This window comes from Mesorhizobium sp. P2_D1 (genome assembly GCF_056404455.1).
The window spans coordinates 20871-45818 of the sequence record NZ_JBFUDZ010000007.1 but is presented as its reverse complement, the minus strand read 5'-3'; the positions used below and the strand labels follow the sequence as shown (position 1 = coordinate 45818).

At 63.2% G+C, this 24948-nt stretch carries 24 protein-coding genes and 1 tRNA gene; 12 read left to right on the top strand and 13 right to left on the bottom strand.

Annotated elements, in window-relative coordinates; genetic code table 11:
* Positions 1-127: 127 nt before the first annotated feature.
* Positions 128-3937: a methionine synthase gene (gene metH / locus AC1D0I_RS08270; RefSeq protein ID WP_477394272.1), complete on the bottom strand. Its 3810-nt coding sequence runs from the start codon at positions 3935-3937 to the stop codon at positions 128-130.
* A gap of 80 nt (positions 3938-4017) precedes the next feature.
* Positions 4018-4263, bottom strand: a complete 246-nt coding sequence (locus AC1D0I_RS08265) for a hypothetical protein (RefSeq protein WP_477394270.1) — start codon at positions 4261-4263, stop codon at positions 4018-4020.
* Positions 4264-4391: 128 nt separating this feature from the next.
* Here AC1D0I_RS08265 and AC1D0I_RS08260 point away from each other — a divergent pair, with 128 nt between their 5' ends.
* Together AC1D0I_RS08260 and AC1D0I_RS08255 are read left to right on the top strand one after the other, a co-directional pair.
* Entirely contained in the window at positions 4392-5162 is a 771-nt protein-coding gene (locus AC1D0I_RS08260; RefSeq protein ID WP_477303045.1) for an SDR family NAD(P)-dependent oxidoreductase, read from the top strand.
* Positions 5163-5273: 111 nt separating this feature from the next.
* The gene (locus AC1D0I_RS08255; RefSeq protein WP_095088617.1) at positions 5274-5483 is read left to right on the top strand and encodes a hypothetical protein; all 210 of its coding nucleotides are present in this window, start codon (positions 5274-5276) and stop codon (positions 5481-5483) included.
* 63 nt (positions 5484-5546) lie between these two features.
* Here the strand turns inward: AC1D0I_RS08255 and AC1D0I_RS08250 are convergent, their stop codons facing one another.
* Genes AC1D0I_RS08250 through AC1D0I_RS08240 form a run of 3 tightly spaced genes read right to left on the bottom strand, consistent with a single transcriptional unit; the run spans position 5547 to position 7947 of the window.
* Complete coding sequence (locus AC1D0I_RS08250) at positions 5547-6236, bottom strand: GNAT family N-acetyltransferase (RefSeq protein WP_477394268.1); 690 nt, start codon at positions 6234-6236, stop codon at positions 5547-5549.
* A 19-nt stretch (positions 6237-6255) separates the two neighbouring features.
* A complete protein-coding gene (locus AC1D0I_RS08245) occupies positions 6256-6996 on the bottom strand; it encodes a class I SAM-dependent methyltransferase (RefSeq protein WP_477394267.1) in 741 nt (246 codons plus the stop codon).
* 33 nt (positions 6997-7029) lie between these two features.
* A complete protein-coding gene (locus AC1D0I_RS08240; protein WP_477394265.1) occupies positions 7030-7947 on the bottom strand; it encodes a ketopantoate reductase family protein in 918 nt (305 codons plus the stop codon).
* A 216-nt stretch (positions 7948-8163) separates the two neighbouring features.
* Here AC1D0I_RS08240 and AC1D0I_RS08235 point away from each other — a divergent pair, with 216 nt between their 5' ends.
* Positions 8164-8388, top strand: coding sequence for a hypothetical protein (locus AC1D0I_RS08235; protein ID WP_477394263.1), 225 nt, complete (start codon positions 8164-8166; stop codon positions 8386-8388).
* Positions 8389-8567: 179 nt separating this feature from the next.
* On the opposite strand, the gene AC1D0I_RS08230 is transcribed toward AC1D0I_RS08235, so the two are convergent.
* From AC1D0I_RS08230 to AC1D0I_RS08215, 4 genes are all read right to left on the bottom strand, one after another.
* A complete protein-coding gene (locus tag AC1D0I_RS08230; protein WP_477394261.1) occupies positions 8568-10304 on the bottom strand; it encodes an adenylate/guanylate cyclase domain-containing protein in 1737 nt (578 codons plus the stop codon).
* 256 nt (positions 10305-10560) lie between these two features.
* The gene (locus AC1D0I_RS08225; RefSeq protein WP_142869763.1) at positions 10561-10854 is read right to left on the bottom strand and encodes a GYD domain-containing protein; all 294 of its coding nucleotides are present in this window, start codon (positions 10852-10854) and stop codon (positions 10561-10563) included.
* Positions 10855-10966: 112 nt separating this feature from the next.
* Complete coding sequence (locus AC1D0I_RS08220; RefSeq protein WP_477394259.1) at positions 10967-13090, bottom strand: alpha/beta fold hydrolase; 2124 nt, start codon at positions 13088-13090, stop codon at positions 10967-10969.
* 749 nt (positions 13091-13839) lie between these two features.
* A tRNA-Thr gene (locus AC1D0I_RS08215) sits at positions 13840-13914 on the bottom strand.
* Positions 13915-14075: 161 nt separating this feature from the next.
* Between AC1D0I_RS08215 and AC1D0I_RS08210 the strand changes: the two genes are divergently transcribed.
* The 9 genes from AC1D0I_RS08210 (at position 14076) to yacG (ending at position 19696) form a co-directional block, all read left to right on the top strand.
* The gene (locus AC1D0I_RS08210) at positions 14076-14252 is read left to right on the top strand and encodes a hypothetical protein (protein WP_477394257.1); all 177 of its coding nucleotides are present in this window, start codon (positions 14076-14078) and stop codon (positions 14250-14252) included.
* A gap of 128 nt (positions 14253-14380) precedes the next feature.
* A complete protein-coding gene (gene murA / locus AC1D0I_RS08205; RefSeq protein WP_477225412.1) occupies positions 14381-15673 on the top strand; it encodes a UDP-N-acetylglucosamine 1-carboxyvinyltransferase in 1293 nt (430 codons plus the stop codon).
* Positions 15674-15866: 193 nt separating this feature from the next.
* Entirely contained in the window at positions 15867-16301 is a 435-nt protein-coding gene (locus AC1D0I_RS08200) for a DUF2948 family protein (protein WP_457151819.1), read from the top strand.
* Between the two features lie 7 nt (positions 16302-16308).
* Positions 16309-17601 carry a histidinol dehydrogenase gene (gene hisD / locus AC1D0I_RS08195; RefSeq protein ID WP_477394255.1) on the top strand — a complete coding sequence of 431 codons (1293 nt, stop codon included), beginning with the start codon at positions 16309-16311 and terminating at the stop codon, positions 17599-17601.
* A gap of 6 nt (positions 17602-17607) precedes the next feature.
* Positions 17608-18093 carry a UPF0262 family protein gene (locus tag AC1D0I_RS08190; RefSeq protein WP_095088641.1) on the top strand — a complete coding sequence of 162 codons (486 nt, stop codon included), beginning with the start codon at positions 17608-17610 and terminating at the stop codon, positions 18091-18093.
* A complete protein-coding gene (locus AC1D0I_RS08185; RefSeq protein ID WP_477303528.1) occupies positions 18081-18545 on the top strand; it encodes an arsenate-mycothiol transferase ArsC in 465 nt (154 codons plus the stop codon). The genes AC1D0I_RS08190 and AC1D0I_RS08185 overlap by 13 nt, the downstream gene beginning before the upstream one ends.
* A gap of 87 nt (positions 18546-18632) precedes the next feature.
* Positions 18633-18851, top strand: a complete 219-nt coding sequence (infA, locus tag AC1D0I_RS08180; RefSeq protein ID WP_006200926.1) for a translation initiation factor IF-1 — start codon at positions 18633-18635, stop codon at positions 18849-18851.
* 21 nt (positions 18852-18872) lie between these two features.
* Positions 18873-19502 (top strand): Maf-like protein, encoded by a 630-nt coding sequence (locus tag AC1D0I_RS08175; protein ID WP_457151822.1) that lies wholly within the window; start codon positions 18873-18875, stop codon positions 19500-19502.
* A complete protein-coding gene (gene yacG / locus AC1D0I_RS08170) occupies positions 19499-19696 on the top strand; it encodes a DNA gyrase inhibitor YacG (protein ID WP_095088647.1) in 198 nt (65 codons plus the stop codon). Before AC1D0I_RS08175 ends, yacG begins: the two co-directional genes overlap by 4 nt.
* Positions 19697-19707: 11 nt before the next feature.
* Here yacG and melA read toward each other — a convergent pair whose 3' ends face one another.
* From melA to AC1D0I_RS08150, 4 genes are read right to left on the bottom strand one after another with little or no spacing between them, the layout of a single operon-like run.
* A complete protein-coding gene (melA, locus tag AC1D0I_RS08165; protein ID WP_477394253.1) occupies positions 19708-21078 on the bottom strand; it encodes an alpha-galactosidase in 1371 nt (456 codons plus the stop codon).
* Between the two features lie 19 nt (positions 21079-21097).
* The gene (locus tag AC1D0I_RS08160) at positions 21098-22765 is read right to left on the bottom strand and encodes an ABC transporter ATP-binding protein (protein ID WP_477394252.1); all 1668 of its coding nucleotides are present in this window, start codon (positions 22763-22765) and stop codon (positions 21098-21100) included.
* A 10-nt stretch (positions 22766-22775) separates the two neighbouring features.
* The gene (locus AC1D0I_RS08155; RefSeq protein WP_477394250.1) at positions 22776-23915 is read right to left on the bottom strand and encodes an ABC transporter permease; all 1140 of its coding nucleotides are present in this window, start codon (positions 23913-23915) and stop codon (positions 22776-22778) included.
* Positions 23916-24923, bottom strand: a complete 1008-nt coding sequence (locus tag AC1D0I_RS08150) for an ABC transporter permease (protein ID WP_095088651.1) — start codon at positions 24921-24923, stop codon at positions 23916-23918. It lies immediately after the preceding gene.
* Positions 24924-24948 lie beyond the last annotated feature (25 nt).

The window sequence follows — 24948 nt, the reverse complement described above, 5'->3', positions numbered from 1 at the left end:
ATGGATCACAAGCCGGCAACCAGAGCAAATTCTGTCGACGGCACAGCGTGAACCAGAGTCAAAACACCTGCGCCTGAGTCCCGTTCACACCGACTGTCAGAGCGAAAAGGCGACAGACCTTGCCGCGCTATTCAGCCGCCTCGGCATGGTGCGCCGGAACATAGTTGAGGATGGGTCCGAGCCAGCGCTCGACCTCGGCCAACGGCATGGCCTTGCGGCGTGCGTAGTCCTCGACCTGGTCGCGTTCGACCTTGGCGACGCCGAAATAATAACTTTCGGGATGCGACAGATAGATCCCCGACACAGACGAGCCCGGCCACATCGCATAGCTTTCGGTCAGGCTCACCCCCGCATTGCCTTCGCCGTCGAGCAGCCGGAAGAGCGTCGCCTTCTCGGTGTGGTCGGGTTGCGCCGGATAGCCGGGCGCCGGACGGATACCGCGATAGGGCTCGCCGATCAGTTCGTCTGGCGCCAGCTTCTCGTCTGCCGCGTAGCCCCAGAACTCCTGGCGCACCTTCTCATGTATGCGCTCGGCGTAGGCCTCGGCGAAGCGATCGGCCAAGGCCTTGACCATGATCGAGGAATAGTCGTCGTTCGCCCGCTCGAACCGTTCGGCGATCGCCACCTCCTCGATGCCGGCGGTGACGATGAAGCCGCCTATATAATCGGGCTTGCCACTGTCCGACGGAGCGACGAAATCCGACAGCGCGACATTGGCCTTGCCGTCGCGCTTGGTCAGCTGCTGGCGCAAGGTGAAGAAGGTCGCCAGTTCCTGTGAGCGCGCTTCTTCCGTGAACAATTTGATATCGTCGCCGACGGCATTGGCCGGCCAGAAGCCGATGACGCCGCGTGGCGCGAACCATTTTTCGGCGATGATCTTCTTCAGCATCGCCTGCGCATCCTCGAACAGCTGGCGAGCGGCGGGACCCTGCGCCTCGTCTTCGAGTATCTTCGGATAACGCCCCTTCAACTCCCAGGTCTGGAAGAATGGCGTCCAGTCGATGTAGCGCGCGAGTTCGGCGAGGTCCCAGTTCTCAAAGACCTTCACGCCTGTGAAGGACGGTTTTGGCGGCTCGTAGCTCGCCCAGTCGATCCGGTGTGCGTTGGCTCTCGCCTTGGCCAGCGGCAGCCGCAGCTTGTCGGCTTCGGAGCGGGCATGCGCATCGGCGACCTTCTTGTATTCGGCGCGCACCGCGTCGACATAGCCGTCCTTGGTCTCGTTCGACAGCAAGGACGAGACCACGCCGACCGCCCGGCTGGCATCGGTGACATAGACGGTCTGACCCCTGGTATAGCGCGGGTGGATCTTCACCGCCGTGTGCACGCGACTGGTCGTCGCGCCGCCGATCAGCAGCGGAATGTCGAAACCCTCGCGCTCCATCTCGGCGGCCATGTGCGCCATCTCGTCGAGCGACGGCGTGATCAGGCCGGAAAGACCGATGATGTCAACGTGCTGCTCGCGCGCCGTCTGCAGGATCTTGGCCGCCGGCACCATGACGCCGAGATCGATAATCTCGTAATTGTTGCAGGCGAGTACGACGCCGACGATGTTCTTGCCGATGTCATGGACATCGCCCTTCACCGTCGCCATCAGGATTTTTCCCGCCGTCTGGCGCTCACCATTGTCGATGCCATTGGCTGCGTTGGTCAGCTTCTCAGCCTCCATGTGCGGCAATAGTCCTGCGACGGCTTGTTTCATCACCCGAGCGGACTTCACCACTTGCGGCAGGAACATTTTTCCCGCGCCGAACAGGTCGCCGACGACATTCATGCCGGCCATCAGCGGGCCTTCGATGACATGCAACGGGCGCTCGGCCGCCAGCCGCGCTTCCTCGGTATCGGCATCGATGAACTCTGTGATGCCGTTGACCAGCGCATGGCTGATCCGCTGCTCGACCGGCAATTCGCGCCAGGCGAGATCGCGCTCCCTGGCCTCCTGGCCCGCCGTGCCCTTGAAGCGTTCGGCGATCTCCAGCATGCGTTCGGTTGCGGTGCCGCCGGCCTTGGGCACGCGGTTGAGCACGACATCTTCGCAGGCCTCGCGCAGTTCCGGTTCGATCGTGTCGTAGAACGCAAGCTGGCCGGCATTGACGATGCCCATGTCCATGCCGCGCTGGATGGCGTGGTAGAGGAACACGGCGTGCATCGCCTCGCGCACCGGCTCGTTGCCGCGGAACGAGAAGGAGAGGTTCGACACGCCGCCGGAAATGTGGACATGCGGCAGCGTCGCGGTGATCTCGCCGGTCGCCTCGATGAAGTCGACGCCGTAATTGTCGTGCTGCTCTATGCCGGTGGCGATGGCGAAGACGTTGGGGTCGAAGACGATGTCCTCAGGCGGAAAGCCGGCCTGTTCGGTCAGGAGCTTGTAGGCACGTGTGCAGATCTCGACCTTGCGCGCTTTGGTGTCGGCCTGGCCGTCCTCGTCGAAGGCCATGACGACCACAGCCGCGCCATAGGCGCGCACCAGCCTGGCATGATGCAGGAACGCCTCCTCGCCTTCCTTCATCGAGATGGAGTTGACCAGCGGCTTGCCCTGCACGCATTTCAGGCCGGCCTCGATGATCTCCCATTTCGAACTGTCGACCATCACCGGGACGCGGGCGATGTCCGGCTCGGCGGCGACCAGGTTGAGATAACTGACCATCGCCTTCTTCGAATCGATCAGCCCCTCGTCCATGTTGATGTCGATGATCTGGGCGCCGTTGGCGACCTGGTCGCGCGCCACGTCGAGCGCGGCGGCATAGTCGCCCGCCGTGATCAGCTTGCGGAACCTGGCCGACCCCGTGACGTTGGTCCGCTCGCCGACATTGACGAACGCAATCTCGTCGGTCAGCGTGAACGGCTCCAGCCCGGACAGGCGCATCTTGGGCTCGATCTCGGGAATGGCGCGCGGCGGATATTTCCGCACTGCCTCGGCGATCGCCCGGATGTGATCCGGCGTCGAGCCGCAGCAGCCGCCGACGACATTGACCAGCCCCTCGCGGGCGAAATCCTCGATCTGCGCGGCCATGAATTCCGGGCTCTCGTCATACCGGCCGAACTCGTTGGGCAGGCCGGCATTCGGATAGGCACAGGTGAACGTGTTGGCGACGCCTGAAATCTCGGCCAGATGCGCGCGCATGGCCTTGGCGCCGAGCGCGCAGTTGAGGCCGATGGTGAACGGGCTGGCGTGACGCACAGAATGCCAGAAGGCCGTAGGCGTCTGGCCGGACAGCGTGCGGCCGGACAGGTCTGTGATGGTGCCGGAGATCATCACCGGCAGGTGCACGCCCTTCTCGATGAATATCTCGTTGCAGGCGAAGATCGCCGCCTTGGCGTTCAGCGTGTCGAAGATGGTCTCGATCAGGATGATGTCGGCGCCGCCGTCGATCAACCCGCGCAACTGTTCGCCATAGGCGAGGCGCAGATCGTCGAAAGTCACGGCGCGATAGCCGGGGTTGTTGACGTCAGGCGACATCGACGCCGTTCGGTTGGTCGGCCCCAGGGCGCCGGCGACGAAACGGCGTTTGCCGTCCTGCTGCTGCGCCCTCAGCGCTGCGCGGCGCACCAGCCGCGCCCCGTCGCGGTTCAACGCATAGACGGCATCCTCCATGCCGTAGTCAGCCTGGGCGATCGAGGTCGAGGAGAAGGTGTTGGTCTCGAGGATATCGGCGCCTGATATGGCGTACTGATAGTGGATCTCCTCGATCGCCCCGGGCTGGGTCAGGATCAAAAGGTCGTTATTACCTTGCTGGTGGCAGGCGCAGCCGGCGAAGGCCTCGCCGCGAAACTGGCCTTCGTCGAAACCAAGGCCCTGGATCTGCGTGCCCATGGCGCCGTCGAGGATAAGGATGCGTTCGCGTGCTGCCGCCGTCAGCGCCGCAAGCACTTCCGAACCGTCGGGCTTTGCCGCAACGGGGCCGAACAATGCGTCCAGCGATGCAGAATTCTGCGACATTTTTTATCCCTTTGGCGACAAGCTTATTCATGTCACATAAGGATATCTTTATGTCAATATACGACAAGCGATCGACTATGTCACGCGTTGTTGCAGGCGCCTGGCTCCGGAGGGCAATCATTGCGTCGGTGCAGTGCGGCCAGCAGGGCTTGTGCCTCGGCGAGATTTTTTTCCGATCCGACGGTGAGGTCGTCCATCTTGCGGTCCCGGAAGATAACGAGCGCGTCCTGGCACGCGGCGACGGCTTCCTCAGCCATCGCCTTCTCCTTGCGGACAGTGCCGAGATCGGTCAGCACGTCGCACAGGCTGTCAAGTCCGGGGGGCAAGCGGTGTTCTTGTCTTGAGCTGTCTTCAGATGCCGGCTGGCTTTCACGCCGCGAGCGGATAGTGTTCAGCGTAAAGGTCGTGACTTATCCGTGCAGTTTCGGCCCGAAAACCTTCAGGGGAGGTTGCGATGACAGAGTTCACACCAAAGTTCGATCTGACCGGTAAGGTGGCGCTGGTCACCGGCGCCTCGCGCGGCATCGGCCGCGCCTGTGCGCTGGCCTGTGCCGGGTCGGGGGCCGACATGATCGTCGGCGTGCGCAGCAAGGCCGACGGGGCGGAACTGGTCGCCGAGATCGAGAGTTTGGGCAGGCGGGCGCTTGCCGTGCAGATGGATTTGACCGACCTCGCCACGGTGCGAAAGGCCGTCGCCGAGGCGCACACCGCCTTCGGCCGCATCGACGTGCTGGTCAACAATGTCGGGCTTGGGCCGGAAAACCTGGCCGAAAACGTCACCGAGGAGGATTTCGACCTGACGGTGAACGTCAACCTCAAGGGCACGTTCTTCACCACCCAGGCGGTCGGAAGGCTGATGATCGCGCAGAAATCCGGGCGCATCATCAACATCAGCTCGCAGGCCGGGACGGTGACGCTGAAGGGCGAGGCGATCTACTGCATGAGCAAGGCGGCGATCAACCATTTGACGCGCTGCCTGGCCGCCGAATGGGCGCAGCACAAGATCGCCGTCAACAGCGTGGCGCCGACCTTCATCTGGACCGACGGCACGCGGCCGTCCCTCGCCGAGCCAGACTTTCACGCCCATGTCTTGGGGCACATTCCGCTCGGCCGCATCGGCGATCCGATCGATGTCGCAGGAACCGTGGTGTTCCTGGCCTCGCCGGCAGCGTCGATGATCACCGGCGCCAATATTCTGGTCGATGGCGGCTGGTCGGTGGCGTAAGATCGCGGGTTGTGAGCGAAATCAAAAAGGGCGCAATCGAAGCTGTCGCTCGTTCAGTCCGTCCTTTTTGCGTGAGATGCGCGTATACTTTTCGAAAGGAAGGGAGGCCGCATGTCCATCAATCGCAAACTCAAAGAGGCGGGCAACTTCACGCCGTCCGAGATGGGACTTCTTGGGCGGGTCTTCGACCAGGCAAAGCGCGAGGGCGACTCTGATGCCAGCCGAGAAGCGCTGGCCTCCCGCATCATCGCCAACTATATGGCCGGCATCACCGACGAGGCCGAGCTCCTCGCCTTGTCACGGCAGCCGCTTGGTCGGTGACGCGGGACTGTGATTTCAAGGGATTGACTGGTGCTGCGACTGAGGATTGATCTCTGGATCATGCTAGTCAAGGCCGCTCCTGATCTCGGCAACCGAGCGAAGCTGCCGCCCGGCGTCGAAATTTCCGGGATCAAGCCAGGCCTCAAAAGCTGAGCGATGGTCCGGCCATTCGCTGGAAAGCATCGAATAGACACAGATGTCGCAAGGTTTGCCCTTCAGGAACAGGCCCTGGCGCAGCGTGCCCTCATAGACGAAGCCGAGCCGATCGGCCGCCTTGCGCGAGCGCAGGTTGGTCGAGGTGCAGGTCCATTCGAGGCGCCGGTAGCCAAGATCGTCGAAGACATGGCGCAGGATCAGGTAGAGCGCCTCGGTGGCGAGCCGTGTGCGTTGCAGCGGCGGCGTGTACAGCACATAGCCGAGCTCGACGACATGATGGGCGGGTCTCGCCTCCATCAGGCAGAGCCACCCCAGCGGCTTGTCGTCGAGGCCGGCGACGGCAAAGAAGGCGCGTTTCTTGTCGGCCACCAGTTCGGCGACGTGGTCGGCGAAACATTGCTCGCTGGCGAACGGGCCAACCTTCATGTCGACCCAGGTGGCATTCGTGTGCTCGTCATGCGACAGCGGGTAGAGACAGGATGCGTCGCGCCCGGCGTCGAGCGGGCGCAGGCGACCCGAGCGACCGACCAGCACGACGGCCGCGGGAACCAGAGCGTCGCCCGGCGGGATCTCACCCGGTTTCAGATCTGATGACATGGTCGCCCCGATGCGCTGGCTAGTTCCAGTATCGGAATACCCTGCCCATTCTGTTCGGCATCATGAAAATCTCCTCGGCGCGGCGAAACCCGGCATCCCGCCCCATGCCGAGCCAAGTCTCGGCGGTTTCAGGGAAATCGGCCAGTAGCATGTGCCGTTCCATGGAAGCGAATTCCTCGTCGGAAACGGCCGACCATTTGTCTCGCAGCAACGAGAAGCGGGCGAGCCAGGCGGCGCGATCTTCTCCCTCGAACAGGGCCGGCTCCCAGATGACGAACTGGCCCACGCCGCCCAAGGCCCTGCGGGCGTGCCGCATCAGCTTCGCCTTGCCCTCGGTCGCCAGGTGGTGCAGCGACATGCCGATCCAGATTACGTCGACGGGTTCCGACCAGTTCGCCATCGCTTGCGCGAAATCGCCGCAGCGCAGCTCGACCGGGCATGGCAGCCCTTCGAGCGCGCGAGCGGCAAGCGCTAGCGACGCTTCCGACAGGTCGATGCCGACATAGCCGCCGATCGCGGACGTCTTCAGCATCGCGGCAGAGGCAGCGGCATCGCCGCACGCCACGTCGAGGAATCGAAACGACCCTGGTGCATGCTCAACGAGCAGGTCGCGCAGGAGCCCGTAGACCTCGCGGTGAAACATGAGGTTTGTGGCCACGATCCTGCGGTACGTCTCCAGCTCCTTGTTGAACATGTCCTGGGAGCCGGTAGCCTCGTTAACGGTCGCCACCGGCATGCTCTCGCTCGACGAACTGGCCATGATATCCTCCCAAGGAACGTTGACGGGGCGCCGCTACGGAGCTGCACCCGCTGCGTAGAGATGCAGGGCGCGGAAGACCGCCGTGTGGCCGGGGGTCGCAACACCGAACCTGATGCCCAATTCGTGCATGCGCCCGGACAGCCAGGCGACCTCGATTGGCTTGCCCCTTTCGAGGTCGTTGGCCATCGACGATTTTACGTGCGGTGGGAATGCGGTCCATCTGGTCACAACGCGCCCTTCGAACCCCTCGGCCATGGGATGACCGGCCGCGGCCGCGACCGCCATCCCCTCGTCGCGCAGTTGCTCGATGAAGATACGAGCCTCGGGGTCGTCGAGGATCGGACCGATCCCGGAGCGCATGAGCGACGTCCCTCCGGAAAAGGCCGCGAGTGTCACGAACTTCTCCCACAGCACATTGTCGATGTCGGCAACCGGCTTCAGCTCAAGCCCAACAGCACGATCGCAGAGCGCCTGAAGGTCCTTGATGAGAGGCTCGTGGTGCCCGCCGACCAGGATGTGACGCAGCCCGCCAGCGTGGACGACTTCTCCCGGCTGTTTGATGAATGCGGACAAGTAGGTGGCGCCGCCAATCACCTGGTCGCCGGGAACATGGCGGCCTAGAATCTCGACGCTGTCGATGCCGTTCTGCAACGTCACGACACGCGTATTCCTGCCGATGAGCGGTCCGAGCGCGGCGGCGGCCTTCTCGCTGTCGTAGAGTTTCACCGCGAAAATCACGAGATCGACGGGACCGATGTCGGCCGGCGCGTCGCTCGCGGACACATTGGGGAGAAAGACGTTGCCGATATCGCTTTGAATTCGCAGGCCGTCCCGGCGCATTGCCTGCAAGTGGGCACCGCGAGCGATGAAGTTGACGTCGCCCCCCGCCTCTGCGAGCCTTGCGCCGAGATAGCCGCCGATGCCGCCCGCCCCGATCATTGCGATCCGCATGCGTCCCCCTCGACATCAGCTGCCGCCATGGGCCGAGCGAAGCTGGAACGGCATCCGCCGGCCCGATGCCTATTAGCATTTACTTGAATACAAGGCCAGCCGACGAGGTAGACGTCCGACGGCAATCCGATCACGACGAGCCCTCGCCGTCATGTGCTGGTGTCATTTACCGGCGGCAGGAAGGGGCTGATTGATGAAACTCTGGAAGCGTGCGGCATGGCGAGACGTGTGGTGCTGACGGTGCCCAATTACACCACGGCGCTCGCGGCGGTTGCCGTGTCCGACCTCATCGCCGCCGTGCCGGCCGTGCTGGCGGCGAGGCAAGGACCGCGCTTCGGCCTAGTCAGCGCCGACCTTCTGCTGAACACTGGCCGCGTCCCGATCTGCGTTATCGCCCAGAAGGTGGTGACGGATGCCGGCCTGACACGGATGTTCGAGTAGGTTCGCGAGGCAGTGCAAACGCACTACCCCGATCCCCCCTCTAGAATCTTGCCTGAGGGAGGCGACTACGCATCTAACAAAAGCGCCAATGGGTTAAGCCACCAAGCTGCAATTCTGGTACGCTGCGAGCGGGAACGACCGGTACCATGGTAGCCACCAGCTGCTCTGGCACGGCCAGATCACGCCGGCAATCCGGCCTTGATGAGCCCTTCACGGAGAAGCTCTCGGTCTTCGGCGTGTTCAAGGAGGACGCTTTCGCGCATGTATTCAGCCGTAGAGAAATCAGGCTGCAGGCGCAGGACCTCCGCCACTGCTGCCTGTGCCGCTTCGGTCCGTTCGAGCTGGGCGTAGCAGGCCGCCAGCCGTGCACTCGACCACGAGCTTGGCAGGGGCATTTTTTTGAACGCCTGAGCGGCCTCTGCAAAGCGCCGAAGCGAATAAAGGGCGATGCCGAAGTGAACATCGTACCAGCGAAAGTGTAGTGGGTTCAGGCGACCAGCAGCCTCCAAGCAAACCAGTGCTTCTTCCGGCCTGCCACGAAAGGCCAGCAAGCGGCCCTTCATGATCAGTCCGTCTGCATCATTGGGATTGAGGTCGAATGCCCGGCGGAGATATTGCTCGGCCATGTCGTATTCACGACGGTAGAGACAGATGGTCGACAGTATGCGGTGGCAACGGCTCTCCAGAGGGTCGAGTGTGATCGCGTGCTTAGCCTCGTTGAACGCCGCGTCCAGCACCTCGGCCGGTGCGGCGGCGTGACCGTTCTGTGCCACCTTCACGAAGGCACGATACGAATGCGCCACGGCATACCGCGCGTCGAGGGTCACCGCCTTCTCGAACATCTCAAGCGCTTGCCGATTGGCATCCGTGTCACTCCGAAAGTGGGCCATGCCCCGCAGCAGGCAGTCGTAGGCGGCAAGGCTGGTTGTCGGCTTCCGGAGCGATTGCTGAAGTCTCGCATCTTCAATTCGCCCAACCAGCGTCGACACAATGGTCTGCGCAACTTCGTCCTGCACCGCGAAGACGTCGTCGAGGCCGCGGTCATAGCGTTCGGCCCAAAGATGCGCGCCGGTCGCCGCCTCGATGAGCTGCGCAGTGATCCGCACGCGCGCTCCGGCGCGCCGCACGCTGCCTTCGAGAAGATAGGACACCCCAAGCCGCCGGCCGATCTCGGCAAGGTCGATCGACTTACCGCGAAAGGCGAAGGAGGAGTTGCGGGCAATCACGAACAGCGAGCGGAAGTGCGTCAGCCCGGTGACGATGTCTTCGGTGATGCCGTCGCTGAAGTAGGTCTCCTCCGGCTGCCCGCTCAGATTGTCGAACGGAAGCACTGCGATTGAGGGTCTGTCGGGCAAGGATAGCGGCGCACCGGCGGCAGGCGGTGCCGATCCCTTGGACCAGCACCAAACGCGGACCGGCTGCGCGATGTTCTTCAGCTTGCGCTCGCCGGTGTCTTCAAAGGCGAAGTCAGTCTTGCCGGCCAGCTGCTTCTGCGCCGCATCGGCAATGCAAATGCCCCCAGGCTCCGCCAGTGCCTCAAGCCGTGCCGCGATGTTGACGCCATCCCCGAGCAGGTCGCCGTCCTCCACGACAACGTCACCGACGTTGATGCCGATGCGGAACACTATGCGGCTCTCGGGCGGGACCTCCCGCTGATGCTCCGCCGTCCCTTCCTGCATTGCGACGGCACAGGCCACGGCCTCAACAACGGAGCCAAACTCAACGATTGCGCCGTCGCCCATCAGTTTGGCAACACGGCCCCTGTGGTCTGCGATCAGCGGGTCTACCACTTGGGAGCGAAGGGTCCTGATCAACGCGAGTGTACGGGCCTCATCTGCTTCGATCAGGCGTGAATAGGCCACTATGTCGGCGGCCATGATCGCAGCGAGCCGCCGCTCCACCCGAACAACTGGCATAAGATGCCTTCCAGTACATCGCTAAGCGAACGCCCAATCTTCGCAGCTTCAAGTACGACCCGCAATCCGAACGGCAATGGCTTCAAGGTAGCCGCTATGCGGCTGGCTAAGGTTGCGATTTGACCAAAATATCGAGTTGAACCGCACTCATAAAAAACCCTGGCCTCGTCCCAGGGTTTTCGCTTCAAGGATATGAGCGAGGCCGCCGCTCCCCTCGCCAGCGGGCTTCGATCGCCCGTTCACGGCAGAGTGGCGGTCAGGCCATCTTTGCCATTATCTTGGCCATATCCGCGGCGTCGAACGCCCTCAATGTCTGGGTTCTGATGTTACCTAGCGATGCGATCGACAAGGCTAGTGCGGTCGCAGCAATGTCGTCGTCGGCTTCTGCAATCGCCACGACATCATGCTGGCCAAGCGTCCACAACAAGGTGTGAACCTTGATGCCGTTCTTGCTGGCCATCGCCTTGAAGGCCTCCGCGCGCTTCTGGGTATCCTTTATGCTCTTGATACCTTGATCTGTGAAATTTGAGAGCAATACGTAGTAAGCCATTTTTTCCTCCCATTGTGGGAGCGGGCGGGCACTCACGGCGCGTCCGCCGTCTCCCCCAACGACGATACCACGAGTCAGGTGCGCGAACCACTTGCGTCAAGGATCATCGCCGTCAGGCTGGCCCACAGACGGAGAAAAGCTGCAAGCTCCCGGGAAGCCCGGCAAGTTCCGTATCGCCGCGCTCTTCAAACATCAGGCCGGAGCCGACCACGAGATCACGAACCGTCCGCGAGGCAATGATCTCGCCTGGCCGCGCATGATCGAGCAGCCGCGATGACAGCTCGATCGCCATCCCGGTGAAATCATCGCCGCGCTCCTCGCATTCGCCGGTATGGACTGCCGAGCGGACATCGAGACCTGATTGCTTCAGGCGTTGACGGATCGCGATCGCGCACTGGATCGATCGCGTCGGGCCTTGGAACACGGCGACAAATCCGCTTGCCGTGCGTCTGATCCGCCTGCCTTCGGCGCCGAGCAGATCGCTACGGATCTGTTCGGCGTGTGGCTCAATCAGATCCGCGCCGGCACCGGAGAAAGGGCCTTCTATCTCTACGGACAGCACCGACACCAGGAGCCGCTTGCCCGGCACCGCCGGCAAAGCGCCGGTGACAAAGGCCTGGATCTCGTCCACGAGGCGATCGGAATTCTCCCCCCAGATCACGTGGTCCCGGCCGGCAAGCTCGATGTATCGGGCACCTTCGATATGCCTTGCCAGGTAGCGTCCTTCTTCCTGTTTTACCCAGCGGTCGCCCGTCGTCTGCGCGATAAGCGTCGGAACGTGAATGGCCGGCAGAATGTCGCGAACGTCGATTTCGGTCCCCCAGCGCCAGAGCGCTATCGCGTCGGCGGGCGAGGCTGAATTCCTGAGGTAGGCGGCGAACCATTCTCTTTCGAAACTGTCGTTCATCAGGCTGGGCGCGGCGTTGCTCATGTCCGCCGGCTCTCCCCACTCTCTCTCGACGACTGTTAGATCTTGTTCCACCTGCTCGCTTGTTCTCGCCCAGGGGTAATCCTTCGACCATCTGCCGCTGGCATAGGCTCCGTTGAGCACGAGCGCCGCCGTGCGCTCGGGATAGGTCGCCGCGAACAACATGCACATGGGGCCGCCCTCGGAGCTGCCGAACAGAACCGTGCGCTTCGAGCCGACCGCATCCAGCACTGCCCGCACGTCCTCCATCCGCTCTTCCATCGTCGGCAGACCGACATTGCGGTCGGACAGCCCCGTGCCGCGCTTGTCCATGCGGATCAGGCGGCAGAAGCTGCCGAGGCGCTGGAGCACATGCGCCAGCCGCGGCGACGACCAGGAAAGGTCGAGGTTGGAGACCCATCCGGGTACATAGATCAGGTCGATCGGCCCGTCGCCGGTCACCTGATAAGCGATGTTGATCCCCGCCGATTTGACGTAGTGCGTCGACGGGCCGATGGGCTGACCTGAGTCCGGACGCCTATCGGCTTGCGATCGCGTCTGTTGCGAAGGTGAAACTCCGGGTGCTGGAAAAGCCGCGTCCGGTGTGATGCGGCGCGCCCGAAGGTCGTCATACAGCTTTCGGGTTTCGGGCTCGGGCCGCAAGTCGAGCTGCCGCTGCAGGGCATCGCGGCAGCGCTCATATTGCTTCAGGGCGAGGTTGACGCGACCCTGGGCTGCATAGGCCCGCATCAAGGCGCGGTGAATGTCTTCCCGCAGGGGTTCAAAAGCCAGCAAGCGCGTAGCCGCCCGCACGCATGATGCAAGATCGCTTGTCGCGGAATGGTGTGCGACGAGCTTCTCCAGCACAGCTATGGAGATTGCCCTCAATCGCTCGCGCTCGAACCTCAGCCAGTCTTCGAACGGCTCCTCCTTGAGATCGAAGCCGTCGAGGAGGTCGCCACGATAGACAGCAAGCGCCTGCTCGAGCTGCTCGGGGGCGGAGCCGGCGGCCAGCGCCTCGAACCGCGCGACATCGAAATCGAGATCGTCGAGATTGAGGCTGATGGTGTCGCCCTCGGTGAGGAACCTCCCGCCCCCTGATGCGTGAGTGGCCTTCCTGACGGCAGACAAGGCCTGCCGCAGGTTCGTCCGGGCCTGGGACTCGCTGTTGCAACCCCACAAAAGCGAAGCGAGTTTCTCGCGCGATTGCGAGCGTCCGGACTGGAGGGCCAGGTAAGCTATCATGGCACGCGCCTTGCGGCCGAGGAGCGGAACCGTCGCTGCATCGCTGGCAAAATCGAAACCACCGAGCAGACAGAGATGCGTCATCGAATCCGCCACAGCCATAGCTCCCACCGGCAATCATTTCCCCTACCTGCCCCTATTTCAATCGCGATTTTGCCGGCGTGACGCTTTTCACGAATTCATCACGCTGGTTCCAACGCAATTCTCACGGGCGGGGGACGAGATTGCCCGGACGAGGCAGCCCTTGTCTCAGGAGGAGAATGCTATGCTGCACCCGAATGAGTGGCCCATCTGGCATGATGATGCCGGGCAAAACCCGCGGCTGTGGAATGCGGTTGCGCCGCAACGCCACGAAATTGCGCTCGCGCGCTATCTTGAGAAGCAGCGGACTGGCCGAGAATCAATGGTCCGCTCGTTCGATCTTCGGACCGCGACGATCCGCGCATGTGTGCTGATAGCAGATGCCGGGAGGGACTTTCTCAGGCGCTTGGTCGCTCCCGTCGGAGCGCCGAGAACTCACCGTCGCTAACCGGGTCAGCAAGGTCAGCATCATTCAGCAGTCCAGCGATCCCACGCCGGAGCGGCGCTACAACGCGCTCATGATGATGAGCAGCGACAGCGCCTGGCAGTGCCTTGAGAACCGTCCTGTAACCAGGCCCAAGGCGTGTTGGCAGCCCCTGTCCTGCACTCCACAAAGGGCCGAAGGTCCTCGGGGATCACAAGCCTGGTGGACAGCGGCCGTCACGATTTCCGTCTTGTGACGTCATTTGTAACGTCAGAATGGACGGAAGGCGTAGCGCACCAATGGCTTCAGCGATTTCAACGGGATGGACTGGTGCTGCGAGAGAGGATTGAACTCTCGACCTCTCCCTTACCAAGGGAGTGCTCTACCACTGAGCTACCGCAGCCGCCGATGGCGGGGCTTCTGCCATATCGAACCGGCAAGCGCAAGGCCAAGTGCAACGCTTCTGCGAAAGCCTTTGCCGGATCGCTTTTGATGACATGGCGGCGCCACAATGTTGGCTATCCCTGAATAGGGGGCTAGCTGGTCGCCGACCGGGGCGAGATTATGAACGACAAGACAATTCCTGCGAAAAAGGGCGGCACGAACCGCAAGGACCGGCTCGCCGAGCAATTGCGCGCCAATCTACAGAAGCGCAAGGCGCAGTCGCGCTCGCGGCGTATCGGCGAAGCCGACCAACGACCGGACGGGCTCGGCTCGGCGATGGAAATGCAGAAAGATTAACTCAAATCGGCCACTCTTGGACCGGAGCGGGCGAAATCCTATTTCTTGAACCAGACCGGCCAATGGTCTAGAGGGGCCGATACTCAACCGATTGAACCGGCTTTTTTGGCCGAGAGGGACGTTCTTCCATGGATCGCATCAGAATAGTCGGCGGCAACAAGCTTGCCGGAAGCATTCCGATCTCGGGCGCCAAAAACGCCGCACTTCCCCTGATGATCGCCTCGCTCCTGACCGACGACACGCTGACGCTGGAAAACGTGCCGCATTTGGCCGATGTCGAGCAGCTGATCCGCATCCTGGGCAATCACGGCGTCGACTATTCGGTCAATGGCCGCCGCGAGAAGCAGAATGAGGGCTATTCGCGCACCATCAATTTCTCGGCCCGCAACATCGTCGACACCACGGCCCCTTATGAGCTGGTGTCGAAGATGCGGGCGTCGTTCTGGGTGATCGGCCCGCTGCTGGCGCGCATGGGCGAGGCCAAGGTGTCGCTGCCGGGCGGTTGCGCCATCGGYACGCGCCCGGTCGATCTTTTCCTCGAAGGCCTGCAGGTGCTGGGCGCCGATATCGACGTCGACACCGGCTATGTCATCGCCAAGACTAGGAACGGTCGCCTCGTCGGCAACCGCTACGTGTTCCCGAAAGTCTCGGTCGGTGCTACCCATGTGCTGATGATGGCGGCGTCGCTGGCCAAGGGCGAGACGGTGCTTGAAAACGCCGCCTGCGAGCCCGAGATCGTCAACCTCGCCGAGTGCCTCAATGCCATGGGCGCGAAGATTTCCGGCGCCGGCACGCCAACCATCACCATCGATGGCGTCGAATCGCTGTCGGGCGCCCGCGTGCGCGTCATTCCCGATCGCATCGAGACCGGCACCTATGCCATGGCCGTAGCCATGACCGGCGGCGACGTCGTGCTCGAAGGCGCGCGACCCGAACTGCTGCAGACCGCGCTCGACGTGATTTCGCAGACCGGCGCCGAGATCACGCCGACCAATTCCGGCATTCGCGTCAGGCGCAACGGCGCCGGCATTTCGCCGGTCGACGTGACGACGGCGCCATTCCCGGCCTTTCCGACCGATCTGCAGGCGCAGTTCATGGGCCTGATGACCATGGCCAAGGGCAAGTCGCGCATCACCGAGACGATCTTCGAAAACCGCTTCATGCATGTGCAGGAATTGGCTCGGCTCGGCGCCCACATCACGCTTTCGGGCCAGACGGCGATCGTCGACGGCGTGCCGAAGCTGAAGGGTGCGCCGGTCATGGCGACCGATCTTCGCGCTTCGGTCTCGCTGGTCATCGCCGGCCTGGCAGCCGAAGGCGAGACCACGGTCAACCGTGTCTACCATCTCGACCGCGGCTTCGAGCGGCTCGAGGAAAAGCTTTCCAATTGCGGCGCGGTGATCGAGCGGATTTCGGCGTAGCCAATCGCCACGCCTCGCGGCGCGGTTGCGCGGACGGGAAAGACCCTCCTGGAGCCTGTTTCATCTCGATTAAGGTCGAGATGAGGCTCCAGATTCCTGTCTGAGCATGATCTTTTGCGAAAACCGGTTTCCACTTTTCGGGATCATGCTCTAACAGAAGGCTGAACAATCAACCTTCAGGTGCGAAATCCGCATGACCGCCCTTAAGCTTATCGCACTCGACGACCAGGATCTGAGCATCGTTTCGGCCCATGTCCAGGATGCCGTGATGAAGGTCTCGGACCTCGAATTCCTGCCTTCGGCAAAGCGTTTCGTGCTGACCATGAACCGCTTTGTCTGGGAGGCTAAATCCAGCCTGTTTCGCCAGCACAATGAGCGGCGGCAGGCCGTGCTGCATTTCGACCGCGTGCTCGGCGCCAAGACCAATGGCATCGCTCGAGACAAGCCGGCCGAGGTCCTGTCGCTTTTGGCGGTCAGTTTCATCGAGATCAGCAAGCCGGCCGGCATCGTCGAGCTGATCTTTTCGGGCGGCGGCACCATCATGCTCGATGTCGAGTGCATCGAGGCCCGCCTTGCCGACATCGGCGGCGCGTGGGAAGCCACCTCGCGTCCCGTCCACAAGGCTTGAGCGTCCGATGGCCATCACGCTTCGTCAGTCCGATGCCGATTTCGAGCAGCGTTTCGCCGCCTTTCTTTTGACCAAGCGAGAGGTGTCGGCCGATGTCGATGCCGCGGTGCGCGACATCATCGCGCGCGTGCGCGCCGTGGGCGACGCGGCGCTGATCGACTACACCAGGAAATTCGACCACGCCGACCTCGGAAGTCTTGGCATTGCCGTATCAAAGGACGACATTGCCCGGGCTTACAAGGCCGCCGACCCTAAGACGATAGAGGCGCTGGAATTCGCGCGCGACCGCATCCGCACGCACCATGAGCGACAGCGGCCCAGGGATGATCGCTATACGGACGCCGCCGGCGTCGAGCTCGGCTCGCGCTGGACGGCGATCGAGGCGGTCGGGCTCTATGTGCCGGGCGGCACCGCGAGCTATCCAAGCTCGGTGCTGATGAACGCCATACCGGCTGGGGTGGCGGGCGTCGAACGCATCGTCATGGTCGTGCCAGCGCCAGGCGGCGTCATCAATCCGTTGGTGCTGGTGGCGGCTGATATCGCTGGCGTGTCGGAGATTTATCGCGTCGGCGGCGCGCAGGCGATCGCCGCGCTTGCCTACGGCACCGAAACGATCAAGCCGGTGGCCAAGATCGTCGGACCCGGCAATGCCTATGTGGCGGCGGCCAAGCGCCAGGTGTTCGGCACCGTCGGCATCGACATGATCGCCGGGCCCTCGGAAGTGCTCGTCGTGGCCGACGGCAGCAACGATCCGGACTGGATCGCCGCCGACCTGCTGGCCCAGGCCGAGCACGATGCGTCGGCGCAGTCGATCCTGGTCACCGACGATCCGGCCTTCGGTCGTGCCGTCGAACAGGCCGTGGAACGCCAGTTGCAGAGCCTGCCGCGCGCCGAGACAGCAGCGGCGAGCTGGCGCGATTTCGGCGCGGTGGTCGAGGTCGCCACGATCGACGCCGCGCTGCCGCTGGTCGACCGCATCGCCGCAGAACATGTCGAACTTGCCATCGACGATGCCGAAGAGTTTCTGGCGCGGATGCGCAATGCCGGTGCCGTGTTTCTCGGCCGCCACACGCCGGAGGCCATCGGCGACTATGTCGGCGGCTCCAACCACGTGCTGCCCACGGCACGCTCGGCGCGCTTCTCGTCGGGCTTATCCGTGCTCGACTTCGTCAAGCGCACCTCGATCCTGAAGCTTGGACCGGAGCAGCTGCGGATTTTGGCGCCGGCGGCGATTGCGCTCGCCAAGGCGGAAGGCCTCGATGCGCACGGCCGCTCCGTCGCCATACGGCTGAACATGTAGGCCGCCATGTCGGACTCTGATCAAACCCGCGCCAGGCTGATCGATGTCGAACTCGATGAATCGATCGGCCGTTCGACGCCCGATGTCGAGCATGAGCGTGCGGTGGCGATCTTCGACCTGATCGAGGAGAACAGTTTTCAACCCGTCAATGACAGCGGCCCCGGGCCATACCGGCTAAAACTGTCACTGGCCGAGCAACGCCTGGTCTTTGCCGTGGCGCGCGAGGACGGGGATGCCGTCGTCACCCACATCCTGTCGCTGACGCCGCTCAGGCGCATCGTCAAGGATTACTACATGATCTGCGAAAGCTATTACGACGCCATCCGCTCCTCGACGCCGAGCCATATCGAGGCGATCGACATGGGCCGCCGCGGCCTGCACAATGAGGGCTCGCAAACGCTGATGGACCGGCTGGCCGGCAAGATCGACATCGATTTCGATACGGCGCGCCGGCTGTTCACGCTGGTCTGCGTGCTGCACTGGCGGGGCTAGCCCTGGCTGCCCTGCCCCGCTCGATCCTGTTCCTGTGCGGCATGAACGCCGTGCGCTCGCCAATGGCCGAACAGCTGGCGCGGCGGGCGCTGCCGGCCACTGTCTTCGTCGCCTCGGCCGGCGTTCGCGCCGGCGAGCGCGATCCGTTCGTCGATGCGGTGCTGGCCGAGGAAGGGCTGTCGCTGGGCGAGCGTCACCCAAGGACGATGGACGATCTCGAGGACGACTATTTCGACCTCATCGTCACGCTGGCGCCGGAAGCACACCACGCGGCGCTCGAACTCACCCGCTCGCTCGCGGTCGAGGTCGAATACTGGCCGACGCCGGACCCGACCGACGCCGCCGGCACGCGCGAACAGATCATGGCCAGCTATCGCGACGTGCGCGAGCGGCTGAAAGCACGCATAGATCGACGTTTTTTGCTTCCAGAAGCAAAAAACGAGACGGATTAAGCGTGTTCACAAGCGGGCGTTTATCATATAGGTTCCGCCGAAATTCCGGCCAGGGCGCTGGAACTACCATCCAAGCAAAGGTATCGAATGCCGAAGGAAGAAGTCCTCGAGTTTCCGGGTGTCGTGACGGAATTGTTGCCCAACGCGATGTTCAGGGTGAAACTCGAAAACGAACACGAGATCATCGCCCATACAGCCGGCCGCATGCGCAAGAACCGCATCCGCGTGCTGACCGGCGACAAGGTTCTGGTCGAGATGACGCCATACGACCTGACCAAGGGCCGCATCACCTATCGTTTCAAGTAAGCAAAGCCCGACTGGTCCGCGATGAGCATTTTGCAGAAGCTGGTGCTTGCCTCGGGTTCGCCGCGCCGGATCGAGCTCTTGCAGCAGGCCGGCATCGAGCCGGACCGCGTGCTGCCGGCCGATGTCGACGAGACGCCGCTGCGCGCCGAGCATCCGCGCTCTCTGGCCAAGCGGCTGTCGAAGGAAAAGGCCGAGAAGGCGTTCGCCTCGCTGACGGCCGAGGCCGACTATGCGCCAGGCTTCGTGCTGGCCGCCGATACGGTGGTCGCCGTCGGGCGACGCATTCTGCCCAAGGCTGAAACCCTCGACGACGCCGCCAATTGCCTCGGGCTGCTGTCGGGCCGTTCGCACCGGGTCTATTCCGGCATCTGCCTGATCACGCCGGGCGGCAAATTGCGCCAGCGACTGGTCGAGACGCGGGTCCGCTTCAAGCGGCTGCCGCGCGAGGAAATCGACGCCTACGTGGCCTCCGGTGAATGGCGCGGCAAGGCCGGCGGCTATGCCGTCCAGGGTCTCGCCGGCGCCTTCGTCGTCAAGCTGGTCGGCTCCTACACCAACATCGTCGGCCTGCCTCTCTATGAGACGGTGGCGCTGCTTTCCGGCGAAGGCTTCAAGGTGCATCGCGGCTGGCAGGTGGGAGCCCGGCTGTGAGCCTGGACGACAAGGTCACGCCGCTGCGGCCAAAGCGCCCCTGCCCCGAATGCGGCAAGCCCTCGGCGCGCGAAACCTATCCGTTCTGCTCGACGCGCTGCAAGGACATCGACCTCAACCGCTGGCTGAAGGGCGCCTATGTCATCTCCGCCCGCGACGACGAGGAAGAAACGGACGCCGACGAGCCGAAGTGAGACCGGTGCGTTCAGGCGGCCTCGGTCTTGCGCCCCACACGTGCCCAGGCCGGCAGCCAGTCGCCGTGAGCGGCGAGGAGATCATCGACCAGTGACCAGATCTGGTCGAGATCGAGTTCGGCTGCGGTGTGCGGATCCATCATCGCAGCATGGTAGATGTGATCGCGGTTCTCGCTCATCAGCGCCCGCACCGTCAATTCCTGCACGTTGATGTTGGTGCGGATCAGCGCCGTCAATTGCGGCGGCAGGTCGCCGATGTAAGTCGGCTGGATGCCGGAGGCGTCGACTAGGCACGGCACTTCGGCAGCGCAATCGCGGGGCAGCGAAGTGATGCAGCCATTGTTGCGGACATTGCCGTAGATCACCGAGGGTTCGCCCGTCCACACCGAGTTCATGATCGACGAGGCATACTCCTTCGACTCCTCAACCTCGATGCGTTGGGCCGAGCGGTAGGCCTGCGCCTGGTCTTTCCAGCGCTCGATCTGCTCGATGCAGCGTTTGGGATATTCGTCGAGCGGAATGCCATATTTCTCGATCAAATCGGGGCGGCCTTCCTTGATGAAATAGGGCGTGTATTCGGCGAAATGCTCCGAGCTTTCGGTGACGAAATAGCCTAGCCGCGTCAGCATCTCGTAGCGCACCTTGTTGGGGCAGCGCGGATTCCAGCCGGGCTTGGGCGCGCGGCCTTCGCGATAGGCGCGCACGAGATCGGGATAGAGGTCGCGGTAGGAACCGTCGGGCTGGCGATGCTCGAATTTCAGGTAAAAGGCCATGTGGTTGATGCCGGCCGAGCGATAGCGGATCTCTTCGTAGGGAAGGTCGAGATCGTGCGCCAGCTCCATTGCCGTGCCCTGCACCGAATGGCAGAGGCCGACCTGCCTGATCTCAGGATATTTCTCTGATATCGCCCAGGTGTTGATCGCCATCGGGTTGACGTATTGCAGCATGATCGCCTGCGGGCAGACGGCGAGCATGTCCTCGCATATCTTCCACAGATGCGGCACGGTCCTCAAGCCGCGCATGATGCCGCCGACGCCGAGCGTGTCGGCGATCGTCTGGCGCAGGCCGTATTTCTTCGGCACTTCGAAGTCGGTGACCGTGCAGGGCTCATAGCCGCCGATCTGGAAGGCGACGACGACGAAGTCGGCGCCCGCCAGTGCCTTGCGCTGGTCGGAATGCGTCTCTGCCTTCGCCTTGACGCCGAGCGTCGCGATCAGCTTGTTGACGACGATCGCGCTCTCTTCGAGCCGCTGCGGATTGATGTCCATCAGCGCGATCGTCGCGCCCGAAAGCGACGGCCGCTGCAGCACGTCGCCGACAATGTTCTTCATGAACACCGTCGAGCCGGCGCCGATGAATGTGATCTTGGGATTTCTTGCCACGCTAACCTCCGGCATATGTTCAAGTCACATCGAAAGCGGCCCTGACGAGCCGTTCGGTGTAGGCGGTCTTGGGATTGGTGAGGACCTCGTCGACGGGGCCCTGTTCGACGATCTTGCCGTGCTGCATGACGATGACGCGGTGGCACAGCGCGCGCACCACCTTGAGGTCGTGCGAGATGAACAGGTAGCTCAAGCCCCGCTCGTCCTGCAGCTTGCGCAGGAGGTCGATGATCTGCGCCTGGACGGAGAGGTCCAGCGCCGAGGTGGGCTCGTCGAGCAGGATGAATTCGGGCTCGAGCGCGATGGCGCGGGCGATCGCGACGCGCTGGCGCTGACCGCCCGAGAATTCGTGCGGGAAACGCGACAGGATATCGCCCGGCATGCCGGCACTGACCAGCGCCTCGCGCACCCGGTCGACCCGCTCGGCCCGCGTCGCGCCTATGCTGTTGACGACCAGCCCTTCCTCGATGATCTGGCCGATCGTCATGCGCGGATTGAGCGAAGAGAAAGGATCCTGGAAAACGATCTGCATGCGCGCGCGCAGTGGCCGCATCTCGTTGCGTGACAGGCCCTGGATCGGTTGGCCGTCGAAACGGATTTCGCCGCGCTTGGTGTCGATCAATCTCAGCAGCGCCTGGCCGAATGTGGTCTTGCCGGAACCTGATTCGCCGACAAGCCCCAGCGTCTCATGGCGGCAAAGCTTGAGGCCGAGATCGTCGACGGCGACCAGCTCGCGCCAGTCCGGCCTCAGGAAACTGCCGTGACGCAGCATGAAGCAGACGCGCACATCATTCGCTTCGAGGATGGCGCCGCTGCCCTCGGGAAGCGGTTGCGGACGCCCGCGCGGCTCCGCGGCGAGCAGCCTCTGCGTGTAGGGATGCTGTGGGTCCGCAAACAGCCGTTCGGTGACGTTGTGCTCGCACATCGCGCCATGCTGCATGACGTAGACATAGTCGGAGAATTTGCGCACCACGGTGAGATCGTGAGTGATCAGGATCACCGCCATCCGCAGTTCTTTTTGCAGATTGCGGATCAGGTTCAGGATTTGCGCCTGGACGGTGACGTCGAGCGCGGTGGTCGGCTCATCGGCAATCAACACGTCAGGATCGTTGGCCAGCGCCATGGCGATCATTACGCGCTGCCGCTGACCGCCCGAAAGCTGGTGCGGATACTGTTTGAGCCGCGCCTCCGGCTCGGGGATCTGGACATGCCGCAAGAGTTCGAGCGCCCGTGCCCAGGCCTGCCTGCGGCTCACCTTGCGGTGCACCCGGATCGCCTCGACGATCTGGCTGCCGACCGTATAGATCGGGTTGAGCGAGCTCATCGGCTCCTGGAAGATCATCGAGATGCGGTTGCCGCGCAGCTTGCGCCGCTCGCTCTCGGGGAATTTCAGGATGTCCTGGCCATCGTAACAGATGCTCGATTTCGGCGACACGGCGGCCCGGCGCGACAGCAGCCCCATGACGGCGCGCGCCGTCACCGACTTGCCCGAACCGGATTCGCCGACGATGGCGATCGTCTCGCCGCGATAGAGCTGGAACGAGATGTCTTTGACCGCTTCGACAACGCCGTGCTCGACCTTGAAGGCGACCTCGATGTTGCGGGCGTCGATGATGGGCTGGTCCTGGCGCCCGTCATGGTCATGACGAACGGTGGGGGCGAAGGATTCGGCGAGTGCGACGGTCATCCCAGCCACCTCAATACGGATCGACGGCATCGCGCAGGCCGTCGCCCAGCGCGTTGAAGGCAAAAACGGTGACGAGCACGAAACCGACCGGCGACAGGATCCAGGGATAGGTGCCGATAACGGAATAGGTCGCGGTGTCCTGCAGCATCAGGCCCCACGAGATCAGCGGAGGCTTGACCGCGAAGCCGAGGAACCCGAGGAAGCATTCGAGCAGCACCACCGTCGGGATCGCCAAGGTGACGGCGACAATCACGTGGCTCATCACATTGGGCAAGATGTGCTGCAGGATGATGCGCCGGTCGGTGGCGCCGACCGCCATTGCGGCGCGCACATACTCGATGCGCGCCAGCGCCAACGTCTTGCCGCGCACCTCGCGCGACATCTGCGCCCAGCCCAGCGCCGACATGACGACAATGACAAAGGCGAGGAAGACATTGGTCGGCGCGGTGACGGGGATCAGCGTCGTTAGCGCAAGATAGAGAGGCAGCTGCGGGAAGGCGAGCACCAGTTCGACGAAGCGCTGCATCCAGATATCGAACCGGCCGCCGAAATAGCCGGAAACCATGCCGACGGTGGTGCCGATGACGGTGATGATGAAGACGACCGTCAGCGCGATCATCAGCGAGACGCGCGAACCATGTATGGCGCGCGACAGGATATCGCGGCCGAACTTGTCGGTACCGAGGAAATGCACCGGCTGGCCGTCCATCGAGGCGAAGAAATGCCGGTCCGCCGGGACCAGCCCGAAGAGCTTGTAGGGCGCGCCTTCGACAAAGAAGCCAAGCAGTCTCGGATGGTCGTAGTCGGGGCCGACGACGGGCTGGAAGGTGACCGGATCGAGGTCGGCCGAATCGGCCAGCGCATAGACCCGTGGCCGCGCGACGAAATTGCCGTCCTTGTCGTGGAAGGAGGGCAGTTGCGGCGGGGCGAAGCCGACATCGGTCGCCTTCGGGTCCATCGGCGCCAGGAATTCGGCGAACACCGCCATCACCAGCAACAGAACAACGAGCCCAAGCCCGGCCATGCCGGTCCAGGAGCGCTTCAACCGGCGCCAGACGAGCGCGATATAGCTCTCATTGCCACGCGCCGGTTTGGCGACGATGGGTCCTTCCGCCGGCAGCGGTGGAGGTGATGGATCGCGGGCCAGCATCTAGCTCTCTCCGTATTGGCGGATGCGCGGGTCGAGCAGGACGAGCAGCATGTCGGCGATGATGTTGCCGACGATCAGTGTCGCCGACAGCACCATCATGAAGGTGGCCGTGACATAGACATCACCGACCGCCATCGAACCGACGATCGCCGGGCCGACGGTCGGCAGCGCGAAGATGATCGCCGTCTCGATCTCGCCGGTGAGCATGTAGGGCAGCACCACACCCTGATACATGACGAGTGGATGCAGCGCATTGGGCACGGCGTGCCGCATTACGACGGCGCTACCGGTCAGGCCCTTGGCTCTCGCCGTCTCGACATATTGCGCGTTAAGCGTATCCAGCAGATTGCCGCGCATGACGCGCATATTGTAGGCGAGGCCGCCGAAAGTGGCGATCGCCACCACCGGCCAGACATGCTTGACCAGGTCGACGAACTTCGCCCAAGACCATGGCGCGCCGCCATATTGCGGCGAGAAGAATGAGCCGATCTCCGACAGGTTGAACTGGAAGACGAGGAGATAGACGATGATCAGCGCCATCAGGAAGCGCGGCACGGTCATGCCGAGGAAGGCGATGGCCGAGAGCGTCGAGTCGATCCACGTGTATTGCCTTGTCGCCGCCCATATGCCGAACGTGATGCCCAGCACCGAGGCGAGCAGATGGCAGACCAGCGCCAGGAGCAGCGTTCTCGGCAGGCGCTCGCCGACGACATCGGCCACCGGCTTGTTGTAGTAGAGGCTGTAGCCGAAATCGCCGCGAGTAATGATTCCGCCGATCCAGTTGAGATACTGGACGGGCAGCGGCTTATCGAGGCCGTGTTCGACGCGGTAGGCCTGGGCCTGCGCATCGGCCTCCGCGAAGGACGCGCCGCCCTGGTTGATCAGCTGCGAACGGATGTAGTCGGCATAGTCACCAGGTGGCGCCTGGATGATGGCGAAGGTGACGAGGCTCAAGATTGCGAGGACCGGTATTGCCGACGCTATGCGCATAAGCAGGAATCGCAGCATGGACGGTCGGCTTCCTCATTTCGCC